Raw genomic sequence first — 24939 nt, forward strand, 5'->3', positions numbered from 1 at the left:
GGCGCGAAGGACGACGTCGTGTTCTTGCACTCGATCAGTCTGGCCTACCGGCTGGGCGGGCCCACGCCGGCGCTTGGCCGGCCCCGCTGAGGGATCGGCCATCGGGCGGGCTGCTCGTGGTATCGGACTCCCTCGCCACCTTTTGCGTCCATGCCGCATACTTGTGCGGTGGAAGAGTTGACGCAACCCAAGGCTCGTGGTCGCGGCTGGAGGGATCTGCTCGCCGGTAGCCTCGCCGCTGCGGGCGCCATCGTCCTCTCGCTGCTCGACAAGCCGACGCCCTACTACTTCATCCTGTTCACGCTGGGGGTGATCATCGCGCTCGTCGGCGTGGGAAGGCTCGCCCAGTCAAGAATCGATCGCAGGGTCAACCCGACAGAGGGTGGACAGCGCCGGCGAACCCCGAGCTAACGGATCTCACTTGGCGATCCGCCAGGGACCAGATGGCCCTGCAGTGATTCTCTAGGCCAAGTGCCCGAGCGCCTTGAGTAGGTCACCCAGCCACACCAGTTCGAACATGATGGTGGAGTCGATGTCCTTGTCGCCTTGGAGGTTGTCCCACGTCTCGGTGAGCGACCCGATCGTTGGCGACGGCGGGCCATTCAAGACGTCATAGATTTCCGGATATGGCATCGAGTAGAAGTAGTCCTCGTGCAGGGTGACGGATTCGCCTCTCGTCTGCTCCAAATGAGTGATCAGCCGCTCGAACACATCGCGGAGTTCCCGGGTGTCGATCGTCAATCCGCTCCACAAATCCATACACCGACGCTAGTGGGCCGACGACGCCGTTACGAGCCGCCCGCTTGACGGTCGGTAAACGGGCGACCTGCAATACCCGCAAGGCCGTCGGGCGGGGGCGTCCCGCCCGCCTACGACGAGATCAGCTCCCGCCGCACCACCGCGGTGCTCCACCGTCCCAGAAGGGCGCCCGCGACGGTGTCCGAGATGTGGTGTTGGCCGCGGTAGACCCGCGAGAACGCGATCGCTCCGGGAATCCCGTACCGAAGGAGGGGGCCGAAGAGCCGCGCGCCGCGGGCGCCGTGGAGATCGAGCAGGTCGGCGAGCGTGCCGTGGAGCGCGAAAGCTGCCGCCGTGTGCCCGGAGGGGAACGACGAGGTCGCGTGCGGCTGCTCCGGGCGCCACACGCCCTCGGGTCGTGGCCGTCCCGAGAGCGCCGCGGATGCGACGAAGCACGCGGTCTCGAGGGCGAGCACCGCCGCCGGGGCGACAGCTGAGCGCCGGTCGCGCGTCAACAACCAGGTGACGCCGCACCAGATCGCCCCGTTCGCGATGGTCTGCGGCACGCCGGAGTACCACGAGAGCGGCTGGGTGATCCGGTCGATCGGCTCGCGTAGCCCGGTCGGGTCGGTGGGGTCGGTCGGCACGGCGACATCGCCGTCGGCCGGCCGGTGGCCGAACGCGTTCTGGAGCGCACGCAGGGCCCGGTCCTCGCGTGGGTCGTCGCCGCCGAGGAGCCGCATCGCCCGCCCAGCCGCGGCGAACATGGCGATCGCGCCGAGCGCCGGCAGAACGACGGCTCGGAGCAACGGCATACCCGCAGACTAGTGGCGCTGCGCGGGATGGCAGTAGACCGGGGCGCCCCACTCCCGGGAACGCGCGAACGCCGGTCCTTGCGCGCCCCAAACCCCGGGCCGAGCAGCACGCTCGCCGGTGAGCGAATCGCGATTCTCGTATGCCCCGCCCGGTGAAGACGTCCGCACAGGTACGCCAAACGCAACAAGGATTTCCGTTGGGATCCTTGGATGCTTGCGAATCGGTCCCGTGGTGTGCAGTCGACTTCGGATATTCGCGAAGTCGACTTCGAGTCCGACACCGATGCCGGGCGGAGTCGATTTCGGCATCGGCCGGCATGCAGCCGAGCGGAGTAAGGTTGCGCGCGATGGCTTCCGACTTCCACCGTCCCACCCGTTTTCCGCCGACCATGTTCGAGGGCTATCTCGGCGCAGAAGACCCGGCGCACGTCAGCCGCGTGGCGCACGACACCGCGGCCGCACTTCTGGCGCGCGTGCGCGAAGATCCCGATCCCAAGGTCGTCGCGCGGCTGGTGTCGTACACCGACGAGCACGGCATCGACGCGATCGCCGAGCTCTGGTCGCACGCCTCCGCGAAGAGCCTGCCGGGCGCGCTCTGGCGCGTGTACCTGCTGCGGGCGCTCATCCGGCAAGATCCCCGCGGGCAGGCGCTCGCATTCCAGCGCGGCACCGAGGTGTCGCACACGATCGACCAGGTCGTCGCCGGCGCTGCGATCCCCGCCGGTCCCGACGAGGTCGTCGCGCTCGCCGACCGCATCCTGCACGGGCTCTTCACGGGCGACTTCGCGGTCGCCCTCGAGCGGGCGGCCGCGTTCGCGCGCGTGTCGGCCGCCGGGCTCGCGAGCCTCGCAGACGATGCGGATGCCGCAGACGCGACGCATCCCGATCGCCCGGCCGCGCTCACCACGCGTGCGCTTCGCCTCACCCAGCTCGCCGACGAGTTCGCGTCGTGCGCGCGACTCTGGCGTCGCGAGGCGCTCGACTGACCGCTCGGGAATGCCGAGGGGGTCGACCTCGTTTACACTTGTCGAGGCCGGCCGCATAACCCCGGGCTCCAATATTCGCCGCTGCGAGCGGCCTCGCGCCGAGAGGCGTTCTGCGGCCGGCCTTACCTCTGCTCGGCTGCCCGTAACATCGGAGCATGCCCGACACCGTCACCCTCCTCATCGAGCCGCTGCCCGCCGGCGAGACCGTCACCGACGTCGAAGCGACGTTCCGCGAGGTGGATGCCGCCGAGCCCGCACTGCGGGTCGGTGAACTCTCGACGCAACGCGGTGACGGCATCTTCGAGACCCTCGCGGTTACCGACGGGCACCCGCAGGAGCCCCGCGCGCATCTCGAGCGACTGCGCAACTCGGCGCGGATCTGCGAGCTGCCCGAGCCCAACCTCCCGCAGTGGGAGGCGGCGATCGCACGTGCCGCTGCGGCGCTCCCGGTGCACGGCGAGTTCGCGCTCAAGCTCGTCCTGAGCCGCGGCGTCGAGCACGGGCCGGCGCCGACCGCCTGGCTCCACGCGTCGCCCGCCGCCGACTTCAGCGGCCCCCGCGAGCACGGGGTGCGCGTCGTCACGCTCGACCGCGGGTATGCGCGCGACGCAGCGGAGAACGCGCCGTGGCTGCTGCTCGGTGCCAAGACGCTCAGCTACGCCACGAACATGGCAGCGCTGCGCGAGGCCAAGCGCCGCGGCGCCGACGACACGATCTTCATCTCCTCGGACGGCTACGTCATGGAGGGGCCGACGTCGAGCGTGATCCTGCGCAGCGGCGACCTGTACTCGACTCCCGCGCCGAGCGGCGCCATCCTGCACGGCACCACGCAGCTGAGCCTCTTCGGGTACCTCGAGCGCACCGGCCGCCGCACCGAGTACCGCGACATCCCGGCTGCCGAACTCGGTTCCGCCGATGCGATCTGGCTCGTCTCGAGTGTTCGGCTCGCCGCGGGCGTCACGGCGCTCGACGGGACATCCGTGCCCTATGACGCCGAGGCGACCGCCGAATTCAACGCGTACCTCCAGAGCCCGCGCGACTGACGGGGCTCAACCGAAGCGGCCCGAGACGTAGTCTTCGGTCGCCTGCACCGACGGGTTCGAGAAGATCGTCGTCGTGTCGTCGTACTCGATGAGGTTGCCCGGCTTGCCGGTGCCGGCGATGTTGAAGAACGCGGTCTTGTCGCTCACACGCGAGGCCTGCTGCATGTTGTGGGTCACGATCACGATCGTGTACTGCTGCTTGAGCTCCTCGATGAGGTCCTCGATGGCGAGCGTCGAGATCGGGTCGAGGGCCGAGCAGGGCTCGTCCATGAGGATGACCTCGGGGGAGACCGCGATGGCGCGCGCGATGCAGAGACGCTGCTGCTGGCCGCCCGACAGGCCTGAACCGGGACGGTCGAGGCGGTCCTTGACCTCGTTCCAGAGGTTCGCGCCCCGCAGCGACTTCTCGACGAGGTCGTCGGCGTCGGACTTCGAGATGCGGCGGTTGTTGAGCTTCACGCCCGCGAGCACGTTCTCCTTGATCGACATCGTGGGGAACGGGTTCGGCCGCTGGAACACCATGCCGACCTGACGGCGCACGAGCACGGGGTCGACGGCCGCGTCGTAGAGGTTGTTGCCGTCGATGAGCACTTCGCCCTCGACGCGGGCGCCGGGGATGACCTCGTGCATGCGGTTCAGCGTGCGGAGGAACGTCGACTTGCCGCAACCCGAGGGGCCGATGAACGCGGTGACGCTGCGGGGCTCGATCTCGAGGCTGACGCCCTCGACCGCGAGGAACTTGCTGTAGTAGACGTTGAGGTCTCTGACTTCGATGCGCTTGGACACGGGTTTCCTAACTGGGCGTGCGGATCAGCGGCCGAACTTCGGTGCGAAGAAGCGGGCGACGAGTCGGGCGATGAGGTTCAGCGCCATGACGATGAGGATGAGGGTGAGGGCGGCGGCCCACGCGCGATCGAGGTAGGCCTCGGGCGGGTTGCCCTGGTTGGCGTACTGCGTGTACACGAAGACCGGCAGCGACGACATGCGGCCGTCGAAGAGGTTGTAGTTCATGCTCGCGGTGAAGCCCGCCGCGATGAGCAGTGGCGCGGTCTCGCCGATCACTCGCGCGATGGCGAGCGTGATGCCGGTCGTGATGCCGGCGATCGAGGTGGGCAGCACGACCTTGACGATCGTGAGCCACTTCGGCACGCCGAGGGCGTAGGCCGCCTCGCGCAGTTCGTTCGGCACAAGCCGCAGCATCTCTTCACTCGACCGCACGACGACGGGGATCATCAGCACCGAGAGCGCGACCGCGCCCGCGATGCCGGTGCGGGTGCCCGGGCCGAGGAAGATCGAGAAGAGCGCGTAGGCGAACAGGCCGGCGACGATCGACGGGATGCCGGTCATGACGTCGACGAGGAACGTGATGCCCCGGGCGAGACGGCCACGACCGTACTCGACGAGGTAGATCGACGTCATGAGGCCGATCGGGATCGAAATGATCGCCGCAGCCCCGGTGATGAGCAGGGTGCCGACGATGGCGTGCAAGGCGCCGCCGCCCTCACCCGTGACGTTGCGCATCGAGTAACTGAAGAACTCGGCATCGAATCGGGCGAGCCCGTAGGTCACGACGGTGATCGTGAGCGAGATGAGCGGGATCATCGCGAGCACGAAGGCGCCGGTGACGAGGGCGGTGACCAGGCGGTCCATCGCACGGCGTCGGCCCTCGACGAGCATCGAGAAGAGCCAGATCGACGGGATGTAGAGCAGGGCGCCGACGACGAGCGCGCCGCCCCAGTTGAATTCGTTGCCGGCGAGGGCGAGCACGCCGAAGACGGCGGCGCCGACGGCGATGGCGGCGCCGAGGATGATCCACGGCGCCGGGGCGGGCAGGCGGCCCGCGGTGAGCGAGTTCTCGATCGGAACCGCGGTTGCGGTGTCGGGCTTCGTCGTCGTGGTCATCAGTTGGCTCCCGAGAATTCCTTGCGACGGCTGACGATCCAGCGAGCGAACGCGTTGACCGCGAAGGTGACGATGAAGAGGATGAGGCCCGTCGCGATGAGCACGTTGACGTTCATGCCGTAGGCCTCGGGGAAGCTGAGGGCGATGTTCGCGGCGATGGTCGACGGGTTCACCGAGGTCAGCAGCTGGAACGTGACCGCACCCGAGGCGGAGAGCACCATCGCCACCGCCATCGTCTCGCCGAGCGCGCGACCGAGGCCGAGCACCGAGGCCGAGATGATGCCCGACCGACCGAAGGGGAGCACCGCCGTGCGGATCATCTCCCAGCGGGTCGCGCCGAGCGCGAGCGCCGCCTCCTCGTGGAGCACGGGGGTCTGCAGGAACACCTCGCGGCAGATGGCGGTCATGATGGGCAGCACCATGACGGCGAGGACGATGCCGGCCGTCAGGATGGTGCGGCCCGTTCCCGAGACGGGGCCGCTGTACAGCGGGAACCAGCCGAGGTTGTCGACGAGCCAGGAGTAGAGCGGCTGGACGGCCGGGGCCAAGACCCCGATGCCCCAGAGGCCGAACACGACGGAGGGCACGGCAGCGAGCAGGTCGACGATGTACCCGAGCACCGAGGCCAGGCGACGAGGCGCGTAGTGCGAGATGAAGAGGGCGATGCCGATCGAGACCGGAATGGCCATGATCAGCGCCAGGGTCGCAGCCCACACCGTGCCGAAGACGAGGGGGCCGACGTAGGCCCAGAAGTTGGTGGGCAGGATCGAGGCGTCTTCGCCGGTCGCGAAGAACGCCGGGATGCTCTGCACGATCAGGAAGATCGCGACGGCTGCCAGGGTCACGAGGATCATCGACCCCGCGAAGACGGCGGAGCCGGAGAAGACCCGGTCGCCGGGTCGTTGTTTCGCCTTGATCGCGGTGGTGGTGCTCATGGGGCGCAATCCTCGATATCAGGAACGGGTGGGGGAACAAGGCCGTGCCCGACCCCGCGGCGTCCTGGACGCACGCTCGGGGTCGGGCACGAACTTACTAGCTGATCGAGTCGATCGCAGCCGTGACCTTCTCGCGGAGCGCGTCCGAGATCGGAGCCGAGCCGGCGTCGGCCGCCGAGGCGTCCTGGCCCTCGGGGCTGGCGATGTACGAGAGGTACGACTTCACGAGCTCGACGTTCTCGGTCTCGGCGTACGTTCCGCAGGCGATGAGGTAGCTGACGAGGACCACCGGGTAGACGCCGGCCTCGGTCGAGGTGCGGTCGAGCTCGATGGCGAGGTCGCCCTCAGCGCGACCCTCGGCGAACGGCGAGGCGTCGACGATGGCGGCAGCAGCCTCGGGCGAGTACGAGACGAACTCGTCGCCGACCTGCACCGCGACGGTGCCGAGGTCGCCGGCGCGCGACGCGTCGGCGTAGCCGATCGTGCCGGTGCCGTTGGTGACGGCGTCGACGAGGCCCGAGGTGCCCTGCGCAGCCTCGCCGCCCTCGAACGGCCAAACGCCATCAGCCTCGTACGTCCACACGTCGGGGGCGGCGGCACCGAGGTACTCGGTGAAGTTCTCGGTCGTGCCCGAGTCGTCGGAGCGGTGCACGGGAGTGATCGCCAGGTCGGGCAGCGTCGCGTCGGGGTTCGTCGCGGCGATGGCCGGGTCGTTCCACTTGGTGATCGTGCCCGAGAAGATGCCCGCGATGGTCGCCGCGTCGAGGTTGAGCGCGTCGACGCCCTCGACGTTGAAGATCACGGCGATCGGCGAGATGTAGAGCGGCAGCTCGACGATGGTCGAGTCGGGCGCGCACTTGGCGAAGCCGCCTGCGGCGAGTTCCTCGTCGTTGAACGCGCGGTCGGAACCGGCGAAGTCGCTCGCGCCCTCGAGGAAGGTCTCGCGACCGGCACCCGAACCCGAGGGGTCGTAGTCGATCGTGACATCGGGGTTCGCGGTCTGGAAGCCCGCGATCCACGACTGCTGTGCGGCGTCCTGCGAGGAGGCGCCGGCGCCGACGAGGTTGCCCGAGAGCGTCGAAGCCGACTCCGCGGGGGCGGCTCCGCCTTCGTTCGCGGCGCAGGAGCTGAGTGCGAGTGCCGCGGTGACGGCGACAACGGCAGGCACGCCGAAACGCTTGAGGTTCACGTGAATTCCCTTCCGGGGTTCGTTTTGCAGGATTTCGGGCCGGTGCCGACCCGCCTGCGACGTTAATCAGCGAGCCTTACCAACTTGCGCCGCGTTGGTAAACGGAAGGTGAACGAGCGCTGTCGCTCCGGATGTCGCGTGCAGAGCGCTCTCAGGAACCGGCCGCTCGGCGCGGGGCGCGCGCAGAGCCCGCTCAGGAACCGGACGCTATGCGCGGGGTGCGTGCGTCTCGATGGCGATGATGCCCGAGCCCGAATTCGTCGCGGAGAGGTGCACGACGCTGAACGCGCCGGGCTCGAGCCCCGCGGCATCCGTCACGTACGAACCCAAGGGGGTGCCCGTCGCCAACGCGACCTCGCGCATGATCTCGGGCAGCACCGGGCCGTGGCTGCAGAGCACGGCGTTCTTGCCCGATCGCACCCGCTTGCCGATCACGCGCCGCACCTCGCCGTCGCCGGACTCCCAGGCGTCCTGGCTGATGCCGGCGTCGCGCTTCACCGTGATGCCGGTGGCCGCCCCGAGCGGCGCCACGGTCGTGACGCAGCGAACCGCGGGGCTCGACACGATGCGCTTGAGGCCCCACGCCGGCAGCGCGTGCACGAGACCCGCCGCCTGCGCGACGCCGCGTTCGGTCAGGGGCCGTGAGGCGTCGGCGCCGGTCCAGCCGCTGCGTCCGACGGCCTTGCCGTGACGCAGGAGGGTGAGGGAGAACGTCGAGGTCACGCCCTGGTCGACGAGCTTCGCGAAGTTGTCGAGGATCTCGACGTCGGGCTCGTAGCTCAGGTACCCGCGCGCTCGTTTGATGGTCACCCACTCGACCGCGGCGACCTCGGCGTTCGGCTTGAACGTCGACTGCTGCACGGCGCGCTCGCTCACCTCGGCCGACCAGTAGTGCACGATCTTCTCGCGCCCGCTCGACAGCGGGTAGCGCGAGACGCCGAGCGGGACCCCGAGCGCAACGGCGAGCCCGGTCTCCTCGGCGATCTCACGCACCGCCGTTTGCGGGAGCGACTCGCCCGGGTCGACCTTGCCCTTGGGGATCGTGACATCTCCGTATACCGTGCGGTGGATCACCAGCACGTGCACCTTACCGTCGATGATGCGCCAGCACACGGCACCCGCGGCATAGATCGCGGTCGAGGTCACCGGCGTTTTCCGGAGCGCTTGCGCTGTGCGATCTCGAGCATCTGCCGATTCTGCAGGTCGGTGAGCGGAAGCCCGGATGCATCGGTCGCGTGGCGGGTCCACACGCCGTCGCCCGCGAGGTGCCACGTGCTCGTCGAGTCGTCCATCGCCTGGTCGAACAGCGTGCTGATCTGGGCGAGATGCATGGGGTCGGTGAGCCGCACGAGCGCCTCGACGCGTCGGTCGAGGTTGCGGTGCATCATGTCTGCCGAGCCGATGTAGGTCTGCACGTCGCCATCGTTCGCGAACGTGAAGATGCGGGAGTGCTCGAGGTAGCGGCCGAGGATCGAGCGCACCCTGATGTTCTCACTGAGCCCCGGAATGCCGGGTCGCAGGCTGCAGATGCCGCGCACCCACACGTCGACCGGGACGCCCGCGTTCGATGCCCGGTAGAGCGCGTCGATGATCGACTCGTCGACCATCGAATTGACCTTGATGCGGATGCCCGAGGGCCGGCCGGCCTCTGCGTTGCGGATCTCGGTGGCGATCAGCTTGAGCAGCCCCTTGCGCAGGTGCAGCGGAGCCACGAGCAGTCGCTTGAACTTCTTCTCGATGGCGTAGCCCGACAGTTCGTTGAACAGCCGCGTCAGGTCTTTGCCGACCTGGTCGTCGGTCGTGAACAGCCCGAGGTCCTCGTAGATGCGGCTCGTCTTCGGGTTGTAGTTGCCCGTGCCGATGTGGCTGTAGTGGCGCAGGCCGTCCTTCTCCTGACGGATGACGAGCGCGAGCTTGCAGTGGGTCTTCAGCCCGACGAGCCCGTAGACCACGTGCACGCCCGCCTTCTCGAGCTTGCGGGCCCACGTGATGTTGGCCTGCTCGTCGAACCTGGCCTTGATCTCGACGAGCGCGAGCACCTGCTTGCCCGACTCGGCCGCGTCGATGAGCGCCTCGACGATGGGGCTGTCGCCTGAGGTGGTGCGGTACAACGTCTGCTTGATGGCGAGCACGTCGGGGTCCGCCGCAGCCTGTTCGAGGAAGGCCTGCACGCTCGTCGCGAACGACTCGTAGGGGTGGTGCACGAGGACGTCCTGACGCGCGATCGCCTTGAAGACGTCGGCGCGCCGGTTGGGCTCGGAGGGCTGCAACTGCACCGCGGTGGTCGGAACGTGGATGCCGTAGTGCAGCTCGGGCCGGTCGATCCTGGCGAGGTCGAACAGTCCGCCGAGGTCCAGCGGTGCGGGGAGCCGGTAGACCTCCTGCTCGGTGACGTCGAGCTCGCGTACGAGCAGGCCGAGGGTCACCTCGTCCATGTCGTCGGTGATCTCGAGCCGGATCGGCGGGCCGAACCGGCGGCGCAGCAGCTCCTTCTCGAGCGCCTTGATGAGGTTCTCGGTCTCGTCCTCTTCGATCTCGACGTCTTCGTTGCGGGTGACCCGGAACACGTGGTGCTCGACGATCTCCATGCCCGGAAAGAGGTCGCCGAGGTGATTGGCGATGAGGTCTTCGAGCGTGATGTACCGCACGCGTTGCACCGACTCGCTGGGGTCGACGCGCACGAAGCGCGGCAGCATCTGCGGCACCTTGACGCGCGCGAACTCCTGACGCCCGGTGCGGCTGTTGCGCACGCGCACCGAGAGGTTGAGCGAGAGCCCCGAGATGTACGGGAACGGGTGGGCCGGGTCGACCGCGAGCGGCATCAGCACCGGGAAGATCTGCGCGCCGAAGTAGGCGCGCAGGTGGGCCTGCTCGTCGTCGCCGAGCTCGTCCCACGAGACGACCGTGATCCCGACCTCCTCGAGCGCGGGCTTGACGAGTGTCTGATACGCCGCGGCGTGCCGCTCCTGCAGCTCGTGGGCCTTCTTCGAGATGTCGACGAGCACGTCCATCGGGGCGCGGCCGACGTTCGTCGGCACAGCGAGCCCGGTCATGATGCGACGCTTCAGGCCGGCGACCCGCACCATGAAGAACTCGTCGAGGTTCGACGCGAAGATGGCGAGGAAGTTCGCCCGTTCGAGCACCGGAAGGGTCGGGTCTTCGGCCAGCTCGAGCACTCGCTGGTTGAATGCGAGCCAGCTGAGCTCGCGATCGAGGTACCGCTCCGCGGGCAGCTCGGGTGCGCCCTCGATGTCGAACGGCTCGAAGTCGTCGTCGAAATCGCTCGACGTGCGATCCGAGGTGCGCTCGTCCTCGATCAGGCTGTCAGCGGTCATCCTCTCATCATGCCATCCGCCGCGAACACGGCATGAGAACCGGGTTAACGTGCGGTTACGGGCGCGCCCTCGTCGTCTTCGTGCACGTTGAAGCGGTAGCCGACGTTGCGCACGGTGCCGATGAGGCTCTCGAGGTCGCCGAGCTTGGCGCGGAGCCGCCGCACGTGCACGTCGACGGTGCGCGTGCCCCCGAAGTAGTCGTAGCCCCACACCTCGCTGAGCAGCTGCTCGCGCGTGAACACCCGCGAGGGATGGGCCGCAAGGAACCGCAGCAGCTCGAACTCCTTGTACGTGAGGTCGAGGGGTCGACCGTGCACCTTGGCGGAGTAGCTGGCCTCGTCGATGACGACTCCCGAGGTCTGGATGCGCTCGGTCGGTTGCGACCGTTGCGACCGGCCGATGGCGAGCCGGATGCGCGCGTCGACCTCGGCGGGGCCGGCATGCTCGAGCACGACGTCGTCGACGCCCCAGTCGGGCGTGACGGCCGTGAGCCCGCCTTCGGTCACGACGAGGATGAGCGGCACCGAGAGCCCGGTGGTGCGCAGGATCTGGCAGAGCGCCTTCGCGCCCGCGAGGTTCGTGCGGGCGTCGAGGAACACCAGGTCGGATTCGGGCGCGTTGACCAGCTGCTCGGGCGAAGCCGGGATCACCCGGACTCGATGAGACAGGAGCGGAAGTGCCGGAAGAACGTCATCGTTGGCTGCCGGCGTCAAGATCAGCAGCTGCGCCACGCCACACCCTCCAGTAGTAAGGTGCGGTCAATACTACGGGACGGGGGAACCCCGTCCGCGACATCGAAACCGGGGGAGTGACGATGGCCGAGAAGACGGCGACCGGTGGCGGATGGCCCGGCATCGTGTCGGTCTGGGCGATCACGCTCGCGAGCGTGGTCGTCGTCGTCGGTCTCACATTCGCCGGCGGCGTCGCGTGGTTCGGCGATCGGGGTGCGCTCGGGGTCTACGCCGCACTCGGCGTCGTGCTCGCCGCGGCGGTGATCGTGACGCTCGCCGTGCAGCTGGCCACGCGCCGGCCCGAGGGATTCGTCGGCCGGGTAGCGGCGAGCATGGCCGGCTCGGTGGTCCTGGTCGCGCTCGCGGCCGCGGTCGTCGCGCCCGTCGCCGTGCGGTGAGCCGATAGACTCGGACCATGTCTGAGCTGCTCGCCCTCGAACTCCTCTTCATCGGCCTGCTCGGCCTCGCGAGCCTCGCGATCGCGTGGGTCAGCGGGGTCGTCGTCTACAAACTCTTCAAGGGTCAGCGCTAGGGGCTGATGAAGGCGTGGCGATGATCGAGCTGCCCCTCGACCTGCCGGCCGAGCTCGTACCGCTCTCGTGGCTCCTCGGGGTCTGGGAGGGATCGGGCGTCATCGACTACAAGGTCGGCGACGAGTCGGTCACGCATGAGTTCGGGCAGCGAGTGAGCTTCAGCCACGACGGGCTTCCGCACCTGAACTACACGTCGTACACGTGGCTGTTCCCCGCCGACGAGGGCGGCGAGCCGACGCCGCTCGCGACCGAGACCGGCTACTGGCGGCTCGCCCGCGAGCAGGGCGAGGGCGACCCGGGGCCGGCCCTGCTGCCGGCGATCGGCGAGCCGCGCTACCCCGACGCCGAGGCGGTCGAGCAGCTGCGCAATGCCGACGGCGGCTTCGATCTCGAGGTCTCGATCGTGCATCCCGGCGGGGTCAGCGAACTCTACCTAGGCCAGGTCAAGGGGCCGCGCATCGACCTGGCCACCGACGCGGTCATGCGTGCGGCCGGGGCGAAGGACTACGCGGCAGCGACGCGACTCTACGGTCTCGTCGAAGCGCACCTGCTCTGGGCGTGGGACATCGCGGCCCTCGGCCAAGACCTTCGCACCCACGCGTCGGCCCGACTCGCGAAGGTCGACTGATGGCCGCGTCCCCGTTCCTGGTGCTCGACGGCGCAGTTCCGGCCGAGACGCTCGATCTGGGCGTCGCCGGGCACTACGGCAATCCCATCGTCGAGCAGCGCAGACTCGAGCGCGGCGAGGCGATCGTCGACCTGTCCGACCGCGGACTCGTCGTCGTCACCGGCCCCGACCGTCGCTCGTGGCTGCACTCGATGGCGAGCCAGGCCGTCGAACGCATCGCTCCCGGCGAGAGTGCCGAGGCACTCCTGCTCGACGCATCGGGTCGCATCGAGCACGCCGTGCACCTCGTCGACGACGGCGAGTCGACCTGGCTCATCGTCGAGGGCGACGAGGCTGCACCGCTCGCGGCCTGGCTCGACCGCATGCGCTTCATGCTGCGCGTCGAGGTCGCCGACCGCAGTGACGAGTTCGCCGTGATCGCCGCGATGTCCCAGGCCGCACTCGATGCCGCGGCGCCTGCTGCGGCGCCCGCCGGGGTGGCGCTCGACTGGACCGACCCGTGGGCATCGCCCCCGCCGGGGGCGCACCAGTACGCCGAACAGGCCGGCCACCCGGCATCCGCGTGGCACTGGATCGAGCGCATCGTGCCGCGCGCCGCACTCGCGGATGCCGCCGCCGCCGTCTCCGCCGGCCGCGTGGCCGTCGCCGGATCGCTCGCCGCCGAGGCGCTGCGCATCGCCGCGTGGCGTCCGCGCCTCGCGACCGAGGTCGACGAGAAGACGATTCCGCACGAGCTCGACTGGCTGCGCAGTGCCGTCGACCTCGGCAAGGGTTGCTACAAGGGCCAGGAGACGGTGGCGAAGGTGCTGAACCTCGGCCGTCCGCCGCGCCGCCTCGTACTGCTGCACCTCGACGGCAGCGACACGGTGCTGCCCGCGCCCGGAGACGAGGTCGTCGGCGAGAAGGTGCGCCCCGAACCCGAGCCCGGCGCCGCGCCCGAGCGGCGGACCGTCGGCCGCATCACCTCGAGTGCGATGCACCACGAGCTCGGGCCGATCGCGCTGGCGGTCGTCAAGCGCGCGGTGCCCGGCGACCTCCCGCTCATCGTGCTCAGCCACGGCATCGAGGTCGCGGCGGCACAGGTCGAGATCGTCCCGGCCGACGCCGGAGCTGCGGTCGACGTGCCGCGCCTGCCGCGCCTCGGCGTGCGCAAGCCGTAGCGGCGCCGGCGCACCCGTCGGGGCGCGGGCACGGGGAGCGGACGTCAGGCGGGTGCCACCGACTGCCACGGCACGGTGAGTTCGCCGAGACGGGAACGGCGCGGCCCGCCGATCACGTGCCACCCGGCATGCCGCACTGTGGCGACGGTGGCGGTCCACCGCTGCGACGGCCCGTACACCGACATCGGCGCGTGCCGTCGCCAGGCCCGGTCGAGCTCGGCGAGCAGCTCGTGGATGCGCTCGCCGGGAACGTTGCGGTGGATGAGCGCCTTCGGCAGGCGCTCGGCGACGATCGAGGGTGTCTCGAGGCCCGACCGCCGCAGGCTGATCGTGAACGTGCGCGGCCCCGACGCGTCGACGCCGACCCAGCTCGCGACGCGCCCGAGCTCGTCGCACGTGCCCTCGACGAGCAGCCCGCCCGGTGCGAGCCGAGCGGCCATGCGGGTCCATGCGGCGGCGACATCGGACTCGTCGTACTGCCGCAGCACGTTGAACGCACGGATGACCGCGGGACGGCGACTGTTCGGCGTTGGCACCTCGAAGCCGCCGAGGGCGAACTCGACGCGCACGCCGGCATCGAAGTGCGATCGCCCGGCGCGCACCCTCGCGAGCTGTTCGCGCGCGCTGCGCACGCGTGCCGGGTCGATCTCGAGCCCGAGCACCTCGACGTCGGGTCGGACGTGCGCGAGCCTCGCCGCGAGCTCGATCGCGGTCACCCCGCTCGCGCCGTAACCGAGGTCGACGACGAACGCGTCGGTGGCGTGGCGCAGCGCGGACTGCGCGGCGATCCATCGGTCGATGCGTCGCAGGCGGTTCGTGTTCGTCGTCCCGCGAGTGATGGATCCGACCGGCATGCTGCAAGTCTCGCAGGCGCGCGCGGGGCGAGTCGCGCCATCCGTCGCCGTCATCGGGATTCACGCGATCAGGCGCCCGGATGTCCCGCCGGTAGGCTGTCCTCATGCCTCACACCCTCGTACTGCTCCGTCATGGCAACAGCGAATGGAACCAGAAGAACCTGTTCACCGGCTGGGTCGACGTCAGGCTCTCCGAGCTCGGCGAGACCGAAGCGGCCCGCGCCGGCGAGCTGCTGCGCGACTCGGGGCTCCTCCCCGACGTGCAGCACACCTCGGTGCTGACGCGCGCGATCCAGACCGCGAACATCGCGCTCGACGTGGCAGACCGCGCGTGGATCGACGTGCGCCGCTCGTGGCGGCTCAACGAGCGCCACTACGGCGCGCTGCAGGGCCTCGACAAGGCCGAGACGCTCGAGAAGTACGGTCCCGAGCAGTTCCAGCTGTGGCGCCGCTCGTTCGACACCCCGCCGCCCGTGCTCGCCGACGACGCCGAGTGGTCGCAGGTGGGCGATCCGCGCTACGCGAGCCTCACCGACGCCGAGATGCCGCGCACCGAGTGCCTGAAAGACGTCATCGCGCGCATGCTGCCCTACTGGGAGTCGGACATCATCCCCGACCTCGCTGCCGGCAAGGTCGTGCTCGTCACCGCGCACGGCAACTCGCTGCGCGCGCTCGTGAAGCACCTCGATGGCATCAGCGACGACGAGATCTCCGAACTCAACATCCCCACCGGCATCCCGCTCGTGTACCGCCTCGGCGACGACTTCATGCCGCTCGAGCCGGGCGAGTACCTCGACCCCGAGGCCGCCGCGGCCGGTGCGGCGGCCGTTGCCGCACAGGGCACCAGGTAACCCGAACACGACGGAGGGCGAGGGGTCGATGACCCCTCGCCCTCCGTCGTTCCGGCCTCAGCCCGCGGACTTCTCGGGGTCCCAGTCGCCGGTCACGAGGTACTGCACCTTCTTGGCGATCGACACGGCGTGGTCGGCGAAGCGCTCGTGATAGCGGCTCGCGAGCGTGGCGTCGACCGTGTCGACGGCCTGGCCCTTCCAGGTCTCGCCGAGCACCTTGTCGAACACCACGAGGTGCAGCGCGTCGACCTTGTCGTCGTCGTTGCGGATCTCCTCGGCGAGCTGCGCGTCTTCGGTGCGCAGCAGCTCGACGAGCTTGCGCGCGATCTCGACGTCGAGCTGGCCCATCTCGGCGAACGTCGAGCGCAGCGACTTGGGCACGACCTTGTCGGGGAAGCGGTAGCGGGCGAGCTGGGCGATGTGGGTCGACATGTCGCCCATGCGCTCGAGCGAGGCGCTGATGCGCAGGGCACTCACGACGATGCGCAGGTCGCGGGCGACCGGTTGCTGGCGGGCGAGGATCGTGATCGCGAGCTCGTCGAGGGCGACCGTGCGCTGGTCGATGAAGTTGTCGCTGGCGATCACGTCTTCGGCCAGGCTCACCTCGGACTGGTGGAACGCCCGCGTGGCCTTGTCGATCGACTCGGCGACGAGTTCGGCGAGCTCCACCAGTCGGTCCTGAACCTCGGCCAGCTCCTGCTGGAACACCTCACGCATGTACGAATCCTCATCTCTCGGCGGCTCGCGCTGCGCGCGGGACGGCAGGGCGCTGCGGCCCCGGGACATCCTCGCGGCGGCAGGTGAACAGCAGGTGCCGGGAGGCTGAACACCCATTAACGTACCGCCGCACAGGCGGACAATGGCCGAGGCGGCGCGATCGGCTGGTTAGTCTTGAACGCATGGACTCCACGTGGCTGGTGCTCACCGCGCTTGCCTTCGGCCTCTTCCTCGGTGCCGCATTCATGATCGTGCTGCACATGGCCGAACGCCGCGGAGCCAGCGCGGCGAAGGTGGTCGCGCCGACGATTCCCGACGGGGTCGACCAGGTGCTCGATGTCATGGAGTCCGCCGGAGTCGTGCTGGATCCGTCGAACAACGTGCTGCGGGCCTCGCCGGGCGCCGTCGCCATGGGGCTCGTGCGCAACCAGCAGCTCGTGCATCCCGAGCTGCTCGACATCGTCGCCACCGTGCGCCGCACGGGCGAACCGATCGTCGGCGAGGACTACGTCGTCTCCCGGGGGCCTTTCGCCGACACACCGCTCCGGCTGCGGGTACGGTCGGGCCGTCTGGGCACGCGATTCGTGCTCCTGCTCGCCGAGGATCGCACCGAGTCGTTCCGGCTCGACGAGGTGCGACGCGACTTCGTCGCGAACATCAGCCACGAGCTGAAGACCCCGATCGCCTCGGTCAGCCTGCTCGCCGAGGCGCTCGACCAGGCCGCCGACGAGCCCGACCAGGTACGGCGCTTCGCGGGCAGGCTCTCGGTCGAGGCCGGCCGGCTCGCGCACATCACGAGCGAGGTCATCGAGCTGTCCCGGCTGCAGGCTCGCGGGGCGCTGCGCACCGATAAGTTGCTCAGGGTCGACGAGATCGTGGCGGCGGCGGTCGAGCAGAACCGGGTCGTCGCGACCGCGAAGGGCATCGACGTCGCGGTTCGCGCGTCGTCGAAGGCCGAGGTCTACGGCGACCGGTCGTTGCTGATCGTCGCCGTGCACAACCTCATCGCGAACGCGATCGCCTACTCCAGCGAAGGCGGCCGGGTCGGCGTGGGCACGAAGGTCGTCGACGAGGCCGTCGAGATCGCGGTCACCGACCAGGGGATCGGCATCGAGTCCGACGAACTCGAGCGGGTCTTCGAGCGGTTCTACCGCATCGACCAGGCACGCTCGCGCAACACCGGCGGCTCGGGGCTCGGGCTCAGCATCGTGAAGCACACGGTGCAGAATCACGGCGGCGACGTGCGCGTGTGGTCGCAGCCCGGAAGGGGATCGACCTTCATGATCCGGCTTCCCCTCGCCGAGCCGCCCATCGAGGCGTCCGAGTCGGCCGATTCGGACGCGCCGCCGACCGAGGTCCTGCCCGGTGCCACCAGCGCCCCGAAACTCGCCGCCTCGCGCGGCGCCCGACGCGCTGCGAACGTCGCAGCATCCGAACCAGGAGACCGTACGTGACCCGAATCCTCCTCGTCGAAGACGAGATCGCACTGAGCGACCCCCTGAGCTTCCTCCTCGAGCGCGAGGGCTACGAGGTGGAGGTGGCCGCCGACGGACCCGCCGCCATCGCGGCATTCGACCAGGCCGAACCCGACCTCATGCTGCTGGACCTCATGCTGCCCGGACTGCCGGGCACCGAGGTCTGCCGCGAGATCCGGTCGCGCTCGACGGTACCGATCATCATGCTCACGGCGAAGGATTCCGAGATCGACATCGTCGTGGGCCTCGAGCTCGGCGCCGACGACTACGTGACGAAGCCGTACTCCACGCGCGAGCTGCTCGCCCGCATCCGCGCGGTGCTGCGGCGGCGCACCGAGATCGACGACTACGACGAGGCGATCCTCGAGGGCGGTCGGGTGCGCATGGACGTCGACCGGCATACGGTCGAGGTCGACGGAACGGCCGTGCCCATGCCGCTCAAGGAATTCGAGTTGCTCGAACTGCTCATGCGCAATCCCGGTCGCGTGCTCACGCGCGGTCAGCTCATCGACCGGGTGTGGGGGTCCGACTATTTCGGCGACACGAAGACGCTCGACGTGCACATCAAGCGCATCCGGTCGAAGATCGAGCAGCAGCCCTCCGAGCCCGTGCAGCTCGTCACCGTGCGTGGGCTCGGCTACCGTTTCGAGGCATAGGCCCGCAGCGACGAATGAGCGGATGCCCCGGGGCATCCGCTCATGTCGTTCGTCTGGAAGTGGCGCCGCTCGGCACCACCGCTCGTCACGGGGCCAGGTCGGAGTACTCGGGCAGGCTGCTGTCGAGCACCGGCACGCCGATCTCGATGCCCTCGGCCGAGCCGTACTGGAAGTAGATGTCGACGAGCCCGCCGGGCTGTGTGTCGATGCCCTCGAGCAGGATGGGGTCGAGGACGTCGATGCCCTCGACGTCGGCCGCGCCGAGGCCCACGGTCGAGCCTGCCGCGACCTCGATGGTCTGCGTGTCGCCGCTGGAGACGAGCTGCACGTCGAGCTCGACGTCGTCTTCGCCGTTGTTGACGACGGTGAGCACGAGGTTGCCCTCATCGCCGTCGTCGCTCACGACGAGGATGTTGCGCAGGTCGAGATCGCCGACATCGGCGGCGACCCCGTCGCTCGCGTCGTAGGGCTCGGTCGTCGCCTGATAGGTGAGCATCGCGCAGCCGCTCGCGCCGAGCGCGATGCCGAGAGCGAGAGCGGCGGATGCCACGAGACGCGCCTTCACAGAACCTCCAAGAGCGAGCGGGCGCGCGGCCGTTTCGGCGCGCGCGAGGAATCGAATCCGAGCATATCGTACGGTCGCGGCGGCCATGCGAGGGGGAGGCGGAACCTTAGCACGATCCCGAATGTGATATCCTGAGAGTTGCCGAAAGGACACATATTCATGCTTTTTGAGGTTGGCGAAACCGTCGTTTACCCCCACCACGGTGCCGCAACGATCACCGAGGTGAAGAAACGGATCATCAAAGGTGAAGAGAAGCTCTACCTCAAGCTGAACGTCACGCAGGGCGACCTCGTCATCGAGGTTCCGGCCGAGAACGTCGACCTCGTCGGCGTGCGCGACGTCATCGGAAAAGAAGGCCTCGACAAGGTCTTCGAGGTGTTGCGCGCCCCCTTCACCGAAGAGCCGACCAACTGGTCGCGTCGCTACAAGGCGAACCTCGAGAAGCTCGCCTCGGGCGACGTGATCAAGGTCTCCGAAGTCGTGCGCGACCTGTGGCGTCGTGACCAGGACCGCGGGCTCTCGGCCGGCGAGAAGCGCATGCTCGCGAAGGCACGTCAGATCCTCATCTCCGAGCTCGCGCTCGCAGAGAAGACCGACGAAGAGGCTGCCTCGACCGTGCTCGACGAGGTGCTCGCCTCCTAGCGGGTCCTGCTCCGCAGGTCGGGTGGCGAGTTCGGCGTGCGTTTCTCGCGATCGGCGCCGCGCTACGCTCGTGCCATGAGCACGCCCACGATCGCCGTCGTCATCGTCGCGGCCGGAAGCGGCACTCGCCTCGGGTACGACGAGCCGAAGGCATTCGTGCCGCTCGGTGACGGCACGGTGCTCGCGACCGCCGTCGCCGGCGCGCTCGGCATGGCGTCCACGCCGCACCTCGTGCTCGTCGTTCCCGCCGACCGGGTCGATGCGAGCCGGTCGGCGTTCGAGCCGGTCGTGGCCGGGGCATCCGCCGTGCTCGACGTCGTCGCGGGCGGCGCGACCCGGCAGCAGTCGGTATCGCGTGGACTCGCGGTGCTGCCGCCCGGCATCGACACGGTGCTCGTCCACGACGCCGCTCGGGCCCTCACGCCGAGCCTCGTGTTCGACGAGGTCGCCGGAGCCGTGCGCGCCCGCAACCGCGGCATCGTCCCCGCGCTCGACGTCGTCGACACGATCAAGCGAGTCGGGGGCGACGGCAGCGTCGTCGAGACCGTCGACCGGTCGCAGTTGCGCGCGGTGCAGACGCCCCAGGGCTTCCCGCGCAAGGCGCTCGATCACGCCTACGCCACGGCGCGCGACGAGTTCACCGACGATGCGGCGCTCGTCGCATCATCGGGCCTCGCCGTCGACATCGTCCCGGGCGACGTTCGAGCGTTCAAGATCACGGTGCCGGCCGACCTGCGCCGCGCCGAGCAGCTCGTCGCGGAACGCACGGGGCGAACGCCCCCGCGCGCCGCGCCGCCCCCGCGCATCGGCACGGGCACCGACGTGCACGCCTTCGCCGCCGACACCGGCACCCCGCTCTGGCTCGCCGGACTGCACTGGCCCGATGAGCGCGGGCTCTCGGGGCACAGCGACGGCGATGCCGCCGCGCACGCGATCTGCGACGCGCTGCTCGCGGCCGCCGGGCTCGGCGACGTCGGCCAGGTCTTCGGCACCGACGACCCCCGATTCGACGGCGCACGCGGCGAGGTCTTCCTCACCGAGACGAGGCGGCTGGTCGAGGCATCCGGATTCTCGATCGGCAACGTGACCGTGCAGATCGTCGGCAACCGGCCCAAGCTCGCGCCGCGCCGGGCCGAGGCCGAGGCGCTGCTCTCACGCGTGCTCGGCGCGCCGGTGAGCGTGAGCGCGACCACGAGCGACGCCCTCGGCTTCACGGGCCGCGGCGAGGGTGTCGCCGCGATCGCGACCGCGCTCCTCATCCCCGCCTGACATGCTCCGCGTCTCACGGCGGCGCGCCGGTAGGCTTGGCGGGTGACCGTGCGACTCTACGACTCGAAGGCCCAGGCCCTGCGTGACTTCGTGCCCCTCCGCGAGGGGCACGTCGGCATGTACGTCTGCGGGCCGACCGTGCAGTCGAGCCCGCACATCGGGCACCTGCGCAGCGCCCTCGTGTACGACATCATGCGGCGCTGGTTCGCGTATCGCGGCAACGACGTCGCGTTCATCCGCAACGTCACCGACATCGACGACAAGATCCTGAACGCAGCGGGCGACGAGCAGTGGTACGCGCTCGCCTACCGGGTCGAGCTCGAGTTCACGGCGGCGTATGCCTCCCTCGGCATCCTCGCCCCGACCTACGAGCCGCGCGCGACGGCGAGCGTGCAGCAGATGCAGGAACTCATCGCACGACTCATCGAGCGCGGAAACGCGTATCCGGCGCCCGACGGCTCGGGCGACGTGTACTTCGACACGTCGAGCTGGCCCTCCTACGGCGAGCTCACCCGCCAGTCCCGCGACAAGATGGAAGCCGCGGCCGACGCCGACCCGCGCGGCAAGCGCGACCCGCGCGACTTCGCGCTCTGGAAGGGGCACAAGCCGGCAGAGCCCGAGTCGTCGAGTTGGCACTCGCCCTGGGGAGCCGGGCGGCCCGGCTGGCACATCGAATGCTCGGCGATGGCGGCGCGCTACCTCGGCACCGAGTTCGACATCCACGGCGGCGGGCTCGACCTGCGGTTCCCGCACCACGAGAACGAGCTCGCCCAGTCGACCGCAGCCGGCGACGGCTTCGCGCGCTACTGGGTGCACAACGGGCTCGTGAACACGGGCGGACAGAAGATGTCGAAGTCGCTCGGCAACTCGGTCTACGCGGCCGAGCTGTTCGGCCTCGCCTCCCCGCTCGCTGTTCGGTACCTGCTCGGCGGAGCGCACTACAGGTCGACGCTCGACTACGCGCCGAGTTCGCTCGCCGAGGCCGAGGCGACCGTCGACCGCATCCGCGGCTTCCTCGAGCGGGTCGAGCGCCGCCTCGCCGGCACGCGGTACTCGGGCGTGGGCAGCCCGGTGATCCCCGATGCCTTCGCCGACGCCATGGACGACGACTTCAGCGTGCCGCAGGCGCTCGCCGTGCTGCACGACACCGTGCGCGCGGGCAACCAGTCGCTCGACGACGAAGAGCTGCACGACGCCGCGGTCGCGCACGGCCAGGTGGTCGCGATGGTCGAGGTGCTCGGCATCGACCCCCGCGACCCGCACTGGTCGGCGGGTGACTCGGGCCCCGCGACATCCGCGCTCGACGCCCTCGTCACGCGCCTCATCGAAGACCGCCAGACCGCACGCGAGTCGAGGGACTACGCCGCGGCCGATCGCATCCGCGCCGAGCTCGCCGTCGCGGGCATCACCATCGAAGACAGCCAGACCGGCACGCATTGGAGCTTGGGATCATGAAGGGCAGCAGCGGAAAGTCGCGCGCCGGAGCCGTACGCAAGGGCAAGGGCAAGCAGGTCGGCTCGGGCGGTCAGGGGCGCCAGGCGCTCGAGGGCAAGGGTCCCACGCCGAAGGCCGAAGACCGAGCCTGGCACCCCGCCGGCAAGCGCAAGGCCGCGCAGGAGCGCTATGCCGCCGCGGGCGGCAAAGGCAGGGCCGCAGGCAAGGTCGCCGGCCAGGGCGCCCGAGCCGGTGCGCCGCGCGGTGCCTCGGGTGCGGCCCGCCGCTCGAAGTCGGGCGACGAATCCGAGATCGTCACGGGCCGCAACTCGGTCGTCGAGGCACTGCGTGCGCGCATCCCGGCGTCGACGCTCTACATCGCGGCGCGCGTCGAGATGGACGACCGGGTGAAAGAGGCGATGAAGCTCGCCAACAACCGCGGCATCCCCATGCTCGAGGTCATGCGCCCCGAGCTCGACCGGCTCGCCGGGCATGACGCGGTGCATCAGGGCATCGCCCTCAAGGTGCCGCCGTACGAGTACGCGCACCCGATCGAGATGCTCGACGAGGTGCTCGCGCGCGACGAGACCCCGCTGCTCGTGGCACTCGACGGCATCACCGACCCGCGCAACCTCGGCGCGATCCTGCGTTCCACGGGGGCGTTCGGCGGCCAGGGCGTCATCGTGCCGCAGCGCCGCTCGGTGAGCGTCAACGCCGCGGCCTGGAAGACGTCGGCCGGCGCTGCCGCGCGCATCCCCGTCGCCATGGCTCCGAACCTCACCCAGACGCTCAAGACGCTCAAGGAGCGCGGCGTCTTCGTGCTCGGGCTCGACGGCGACGGCGAGGTCTCGCTGCCCGGCCTGTCGTGGGCCGACCGGCCGATCGTCATCGTCGTCGGCAGCGAGGGCAAGGGCCTGTCCCGCCTCGTCGCCGAGACGTGCGACGCGATCGTCTCGATCCCGATCGAGGCGGCCACCGAGTCGCTCAATGCCGGCATCGCGGCATCCGTGACGCTCTACGAGATCTCGAAGCTGCGCGCCGAGGCGTCGGTCGAGTAGCGACGAAGTCGCGTATCGAGACCCCGTCAGTGGTCTCGATACGGCGCTTGCGCGCCTACTCGACCGGCGGAAGTTTCAGACCTTCAGGCGCCAGTCGTTCTCGTCGTCGGGGTCGATCGCGCTGATCGCCGCCGTCTCGGTCGGCACGACGTCGAGTACCGCGGTGAACGAGCTCGTCACCGGGTCGATCACGGTCGCCTCGTCGCGGCGATGACGCAGCACCTCGTTGATGTACGAGGTCACCGCCTCGGCCAGGGGAATGTCGTGGCCGGCCTGCTGCGCCATGAACCAGCGGTGCTCGAGCAGTTGGTGGAACACCTCGGCCGGCTCGAGCTTTCGGCGCAGGTCGAGCGGGATCGCCCGCACGACCGGTTCGAACACGCGCATGAGCCACTCGTGCGCGACCATCTCTTCGTCGAGATGGTCCTTGCCGTACGCCGCGCGGTACGAGTCGAGGTCGTTGAGCAGGCGACGAGCCTGGTTCTCGCCCGCGTCGAGGCCCGTGAGCCGCAGGAGCCGTCGCTGGTGATGTCCGGCGTCGACGACCTTCGGCTGGATGCGCACGCGCGTGCCGGTCTCGTCGGTCTTGATGCCGAGCTCCTCGATGTCGAACCCGAGCTCGTTGAGCCGGTTGACCCGCTCGTTGATGCGCCACCGTTCGGCGGAGGAGAAGACCTCGGGGCCCGTGAGCTCGTTCCACAGGCTGCGGTACGCCTCGATGATCCCGTTCGAGATGTTCACGGGATCGAGCTCGTCGGCGACCTTGCCCCCCGCCTCGAGATCGAGCAGTTCGCCGGCGATGTTGACCCGGGCGATCTCGAGGTCGTTCTCACGCTGGCCGTCGGAGAGTCCGCCCTCGTAGAGCTTGCCGGTCTCGGCGTCGACCAGGTACGCGGCGAACGCGCCGGCGTCGCGCCGGAACAGCGTGTTCGACAGCGAGACGTCGCCCCAGAAGAACCCCACGACGTGCAGTCGCACGAGCAGCACCGCGAGCGCGTCGACGAGACGGGTCGCCGTGTCGGGCCGCAGCGTCTGCGAGAACAACGCCCGATAGGGCAGCGAGAAGCGCAGGTGCCGCGTGACGAGCACGGGCTTCAGCGCTTCGCCCTCGTCGTCGCTGCGGTTCGTGATCACGGCGACGGGGTCGACGCACGGGATGTCGAGGCGCTGCAGGGCGCGCAGCATCTCGTATTCGCCCTTGGCCATCTCGGCGGTCGTCTCCTTGACGGCGACGACGTGCGATCCGAGGTGGGCGAAGCGCACGAGGTGACGCGAGATGCCCTTGGGCAGTGCGGCGATCGTGTCGCTCGGCCACGCCTCGAGCGGCAGGTCCCACGGCAGGTCGAGGAGCGCGGGGTCGGTCAGTGCCGACGTGATCGAGAGTGAGCCGGTCATCGGAATTCAGCGTAGCCCGGGTGCCGGG

The 24939-nt window shown here is 69.6% G+C and carries 26 protein-coding genes; 13 read left to right on the plus strand and 13 right to left on the minus strand.

The annotated features are described in order from the left end of the window. Positions 1–168 precede the first annotated feature (168 nt). Positions 169–411, plus strand: a complete 243-nt coding sequence (locus LQ757_RS18265) for a hypothetical protein (RefSeq protein WP_231048720.1) — start codon at positions 169–171, stop codon at positions 409–411. Between the two features lie 51 nt (positions 412–462). On the opposite strand, the gene LQ757_RS18270 is transcribed toward LQ757_RS18265, so the two are convergent. Together LQ757_RS18270 and LQ757_RS18275 are read right to left on the minus strand one after the other, a co-directional pair. Then, a complete protein-coding gene (locus LQ757_RS18270) occupies positions 463–759 on the minus strand; it encodes a hypothetical protein (RefSeq protein ID WP_231048721.1) in 297 nt (98 codons plus the stop codon). Between the two features lie 110 nt (positions 760–869). Further along, positions 870–1553 carry a phosphatase PAP2 family protein gene (locus LQ757_RS18275; RefSeq protein ID WP_231048722.1) on the minus strand — a complete coding sequence of 228 codons (684 nt, stop codon included), beginning with the start codon at positions 1551–1553 and terminating at the stop codon, positions 870–872. A 347-nt stretch (positions 1554–1900) separates the two neighbouring features. Here LQ757_RS18275 and LQ757_RS18280 point away from each other — a divergent pair, with 347 nt between their 5' ends. Both LQ757_RS18280 and LQ757_RS18285 read left to right on the plus strand, forming a co-directional pair. Then, entirely contained in the window at positions 1901–2539 is a 639-nt protein-coding gene (locus LQ757_RS18280; protein ID WP_231048723.1) for a DNA-directed RNA polymerase subunit beta, read from the plus strand. A 155-nt stretch (positions 2540–2694) separates the two neighbouring features. After that, on the plus strand, positions 2695–3582 hold the full coding sequence (locus LQ757_RS18285; RefSeq protein WP_231048724.1) for an aminodeoxychorismate lyase: 888 nt from the start codon (positions 2695–2697) through the stop codon (positions 3580–3582). Positions 3583–3588: 6 nt separating this feature from the next. Here the strand turns inward: LQ757_RS18285 and pstB are convergent, their stop codons facing one another. The 7 genes from pstB to LQ757_RS18320 all read right to left on the minus strand — a co-directional run bounded on the left by pstB (position 3589) and on the right by LQ757_RS18320 (position 11674). Continuing rightward, a complete protein-coding gene (pstB, locus tag LQ757_RS18290; protein WP_231048725.1) occupies positions 3589–4368 on the minus strand; it encodes a phosphate ABC transporter ATP-binding protein PstB in 780 nt (259 codons plus the stop codon). Positions 4369–4392: 24 nt separating this feature from the next. Next, positions 4393–5484 carry a phosphate ABC transporter permease PstA gene (gene pstA / locus LQ757_RS18295; RefSeq protein ID WP_231048726.1) on the minus strand — a complete coding sequence of 364 codons (1092 nt, stop codon included), beginning with the start codon at positions 5482–5484 and terminating at the stop codon, positions 4393–4395. Further along, entirely contained in the window at positions 5484–6419 is a 936-nt protein-coding gene (gene pstC / locus LQ757_RS18300; RefSeq protein ID WP_231048727.1) for a phosphate ABC transporter permease subunit PstC, read from the minus strand. Before pstC ends, pstA begins: the two co-directional genes overlap by 1 nt. Positions 6420–6516: 97 nt before the next feature. Further along, entirely contained in the window at positions 6517–7608 is a 1092-nt protein-coding gene (locus tag LQ757_RS18305; protein WP_231048728.1) for a phosphate ABC transporter substrate-binding protein PstS, read from the minus strand. Positions 7609–7815: 207 nt separating this feature from the next. Beyond that, positions 7816–8754: an NUDIX hydrolase gene (locus LQ757_RS18310; protein WP_231048729.1), complete on the minus strand. Its 939-nt coding sequence runs from the start codon at positions 8752–8754 to the stop codon at positions 7816–7818. Beyond that, positions 8751–10943 carry an RNA degradosome polyphosphate kinase gene (locus LQ757_RS18315; RefSeq protein WP_231048730.1) on the minus strand — a complete coding sequence of 731 codons (2193 nt, stop codon included), beginning with the start codon at positions 10941–10943 and terminating at the stop codon, positions 8751–8753. Before LQ757_RS18315 ends, LQ757_RS18310 begins: the two co-directional genes overlap by 4 nt. A gap of 44 nt (positions 10944–10987) precedes the next feature. Next, a complete protein-coding gene (locus tag LQ757_RS18320; RefSeq protein ID WP_231048731.1) occupies positions 10988–11674 on the minus strand; it encodes a response regulator transcription factor in 687 nt (228 codons plus the stop codon). Positions 11675–11757: 83 nt separating this feature from the next. Between LQ757_RS18320 and LQ757_RS18325 the strand changes: the two genes are divergently transcribed. The 3 genes from LQ757_RS18325 (at position 11758) to ygfZ (ending at position 13995) form a co-directional block, all read left to right on the plus strand. After that, positions 11758–12072, plus strand: coding sequence for a hypothetical protein (locus LQ757_RS18325; RefSeq protein WP_231048732.1), 315 nt, complete (start codon positions 11758–11760; stop codon positions 12070–12072). 154 nt (positions 12073–12226) lie between these two features. Further along, positions 12227–12835: a nitrobindin family protein gene (locus tag LQ757_RS18330; RefSeq protein WP_231048733.1), complete on the plus strand. Its 609-nt coding sequence runs from the start codon at positions 12227–12229 to the stop codon at positions 12833–12835. Then, a complete protein-coding gene (gene ygfZ / locus LQ757_RS18335) occupies positions 12835–13995 on the plus strand; it encodes a CAF17-like 4Fe-4S cluster assembly/insertion protein YgfZ (protein WP_231048734.1) in 1161 nt (386 codons plus the stop codon). The genes LQ757_RS18330 and ygfZ overlap by 1 nt, the downstream gene beginning before the upstream one ends. A gap of 44 nt (positions 13996–14039) precedes the next feature. On the opposite strand, the gene LQ757_RS18340 is transcribed toward ygfZ, so the two are convergent. Continuing rightward, positions 14040–14849 (minus strand): class I SAM-dependent methyltransferase, encoded by an 810-nt coding sequence (locus LQ757_RS18340; RefSeq protein ID WP_231048735.1) that lies wholly within the window; start codon positions 14847–14849, stop codon positions 14040–14042. Between the two features lie 104 nt (positions 14850–14953). Between LQ757_RS18340 and LQ757_RS18345 the strand changes: the two genes are divergently transcribed. Continuing rightward, positions 14954–15700, plus strand: coding sequence for a phosphoglyceromutase (locus tag LQ757_RS18345; protein WP_231048736.1), 747 nt, complete (start codon positions 14954–14956; stop codon positions 15698–15700). A gap of 57 nt (positions 15701–15757) precedes the next feature. Here the strand turns inward: LQ757_RS18345 and phoU are convergent, their stop codons facing one another. Then, positions 15758–16417: a phosphate signaling complex protein PhoU gene (gene phoU, locus LQ757_RS18350; protein WP_231048737.1), complete on the minus strand. Its 660-nt coding sequence runs from the start codon at positions 16415–16417 to the stop codon at positions 15758–15760. A gap of 182 nt (positions 16418–16599) precedes the next feature. Here phoU and LQ757_RS18355 point away from each other — a divergent pair, with 182 nt between their 5' ends. Both LQ757_RS18355 and LQ757_RS18360 read left to right on the plus strand, forming a co-directional pair. Continuing rightward, positions 16600–17871: a sensor histidine kinase gene (locus LQ757_RS18355; RefSeq protein ID WP_231048738.1), complete on the plus strand. Its 1272-nt coding sequence runs from the start codon at positions 16600–16602 to the stop codon at positions 17869–17871. Continuing rightward, entirely contained in the window at positions 17868–18548 is a 681-nt protein-coding gene (locus LQ757_RS18360; protein WP_231048739.1) for a response regulator, read from the plus strand. Before LQ757_RS18355 ends, LQ757_RS18360 begins: the two co-directional genes overlap by 4 nt. Positions 18549–18633: 85 nt before the next feature. On the opposite strand, the gene LQ757_RS18365 is transcribed toward LQ757_RS18360, so the two are convergent. Then, positions 18634–19098 (minus strand): DNA modification methylase, encoded by a 465-nt coding sequence (locus LQ757_RS18365; protein ID WP_231048740.1) that lies wholly within the window; start codon positions 19096–19098, stop codon positions 18634–18636. 174 nt (positions 19099–19272) lie between these two features. On the opposite strand from LQ757_RS18365, the gene LQ757_RS18370 reads away from it, so the two are divergent. From LQ757_RS18370 to rlmB, 4 genes are all read left to right on the plus strand, one after another. Further along, the gene (locus tag LQ757_RS18370) at positions 19273–19755 is read left to right on the plus strand and encodes a CarD family transcriptional regulator (protein ID WP_022889889.1); all 483 of its coding nucleotides are present in this window, start codon (positions 19273–19275) and stop codon (positions 19753–19755) included. A 75-nt stretch (positions 19756–19830) separates the two neighbouring features. Continuing rightward, the gene (gene ispD, locus LQ757_RS18375) at positions 19831–21024 is read left to right on the plus strand and encodes a 2-C-methyl-D-erythritol 4-phosphate cytidylyltransferase (RefSeq protein WP_231048741.1); all 1194 of its coding nucleotides are present in this window, start codon (positions 19831–19833) and stop codon (positions 21022–21024) included. A 42-nt stretch (positions 21025–21066) separates the two neighbouring features. After that, on the plus strand, positions 21067–22479 hold the full coding sequence (gene cysS, locus LQ757_RS18380; protein WP_231048742.1) for a cysteine--tRNA ligase: 1413 nt from the start codon (positions 21067–21069) through the stop codon (positions 22477–22479). Continuing rightward, a complete protein-coding gene (gene rlmB, locus LQ757_RS18385; protein WP_231048743.1) occupies positions 22476–23516 on the plus strand; it encodes a 23S rRNA (guanosine(2251)-2'-O)-methyltransferase RlmB in 1041 nt (346 codons plus the stop codon). The genes cysS and rlmB overlap by 4 nt, the downstream gene beginning before the upstream one ends. A gap of 75 nt (positions 23517–23591) precedes the next feature. Here the strand turns inward: rlmB and LQ757_RS18390 are convergent, their stop codons facing one another. After that, the gene (locus tag LQ757_RS18390; RefSeq protein ID WP_231048744.1) at positions 23592–24911 is read right to left on the minus strand and encodes a DUF4032 domain-containing protein; all 1320 of its coding nucleotides are present in this window, start codon (positions 24909–24911) and stop codon (positions 23592–23594) included. Positions 24912–24939: the final 28 nt, after the last annotated feature.

Source organism: Agromyces cavernae (assembly GCF_021044935.1).
Classification (GTDB): Bacteria; Actinomycetota; Actinomycetes; order Actinomycetales; family Microbacteriaceae; genus Agromyces; species Agromyces cavernae.

What these genes read in the sequence shown, in the direction of transcription:
- LQ757_RS18270 (WP_231048721.1), bottom strand. Translation starts at nt 759, where the DNA reads ATGGATTTGTGGAGCGGATTGACGATCGACACCCGGGAACTCCGCGAT.
- LQ757_RS18275 (WP_231048722.1), bottom strand. Translation starts at nt 1,553, where the DNA reads ATGCCGTTGCTCCGAGCCGTCGTTCTGCCGGCGCTCGGCGCGATCGCC.
- LQ757_RS18280 (WP_231048723.1), top strand. Translation starts at nt 1,901, where the DNA reads ATGGCTTCCGACTTCCACCGTCCCACCCGTTTTCCGCCGACCATGTTC.
- LQ757_RS18285 (WP_231048724.1), top strand. Translation starts at nt 2,695, where the DNA reads ATGCCCGACACCGTCACCCTCCTCATCGAGCCGCTGCCCGCCGGCGAG.
- pstA (WP_231048726.1), bottom strand. Translation starts at nt 5,484, where the DNA reads ATGACCACGACGACGAAGCCCGACACCGCAACCGCGGTTCCGATCGAG.
- pstC (WP_231048727.1), bottom strand. Translation starts at nt 6,419, where the DNA reads ATGAGCACCACCACCGCGATCAAGGCGAAACAACGACCCGGCGACCGG.
- LQ757_RS18315 (WP_231048730.1), bottom strand. Translation starts at nt 10,943, where the DNA reads ATGACCGCTGACAGCCTGATCGAGGACGAGCGCACCTCGGATCGCACG.
- LQ757_RS18325 (WP_231048732.1), top strand. Translation starts at nt 11,758, where the DNA reads ATGGCCGAGAAGACGGCGACCGGTGGCGGATGGCCCGGCATCGTGTCG.
- LQ757_RS18330 (WP_231048733.1), top strand. Translation starts at nt 12,227, where the DNA reads ATGATCGAGCTGCCCCTCGACCTGCCGGCCGAGCTCGTACCGCTCTCG.
- ygfZ (WP_231048734.1), top strand. Translation starts at nt 12,835, where the DNA reads ATGGCCGCGTCCCCGTTCCTGGTGCTCGACGGCGCAGTTCCGGCCGAG.
- LQ757_RS18340 (WP_231048735.1), bottom strand. Translation starts at nt 14,849, where the DNA reads ATGCCGGTCGGATCCATCACTCGCGGGACGACGAACACGAACCGCCTG.
- LQ757_RS18345 (WP_231048736.1), top strand. Translation starts at nt 14,954, where the DNA reads ATGCCTCACACCCTCGTACTGCTCCGTCATGGCAACAGCGAATGGAAC.
- phoU (WP_231048737.1), bottom strand. Translation starts at nt 16,417, where the DNA reads ATGCGTGAGGTGTTCCAGCAGGAGCTGGCCGAGGTTCAGGACCGACTG.
- LQ757_RS18355 (WP_231048738.1), top strand. Translation starts at nt 16,600, where the DNA reads ATGGACTCCACGTGGCTGGTGCTCACCGCGCTTGCCTTCGGCCTCTTC.
- LQ757_RS18370 (WP_022889889.1), top strand. Translation starts at nt 19,273, where the DNA reads ATGCTTTTTGAGGTTGGCGAAACCGTCGTTTACCCCCACCACGGTGCC.
- ispD (WP_231048741.1), top strand. Translation starts at nt 19,831, where the DNA reads ATGAGCACGCCCACGATCGCCGTCGTCATCGTCGCGGCCGGAAGCGGC.
- rlmB (WP_231048743.1), top strand. Translation starts at nt 22,476, where the DNA reads ATGAAGGGCAGCAGCGGAAAGTCGCGCGCCGGAGCCGTACGCAAGGGC.
- LQ757_RS18390 (WP_231048744.1), bottom strand. Translation starts at nt 24,911, where the DNA reads ATGACCGGCTCACTCTCGATCACGTCGGCACTGACCGACCCCGCGCTC.